The following is a 251-nucleotide window of genomic DNA, read 5'->3' as shown; positions in this document are numbered from 1 at the left end:
TCCTTATGCTTCGACGTCTCCGTGACGGAGAAATACATGGACGGCTTCAGGAAGAGCCCTTCCTTCGTGCCCGGTCCCGGCATCGGATTAAGCTCCAGCGGACGATCGGGAACGAGATTGGCAACGGCGAGAAACTGGTTGGACCAGCCCGTGCCGGAAATGGCGTTGCCAAGCACGATTTCATCCTCCTCCGCGACGCCTTTCTTCTGGGCTTCCTTATCCAACGACAGGATGTACCCATTGTCATACCA

1 protein-coding gene is annotated in these 251 nt (G+C 56.6%); it reads right to left on the bottom strand.

The features are described from left to right. The coding region (locus tag ACSNOG_RS33710) for a hypothetical protein (RefSeq protein WP_436756470.1) at positions 1–224 on the bottom strand (224 nt) is incomplete at its 3' end. Positions 225–251: the final 27 nt, after the last annotated feature.

Origin of the sequence: Streptomyces sp. URMC 124 (genome assembly GCF_051386455.1) — a bacterium.
GTDB lineage: Bacteria > Actinomycetota > Actinomycetes > Streptomycetales > Streptomycetaceae > Streptomyces.
This window is presented reverse-complemented; position numbering and strand designations above follow the sequence as displayed.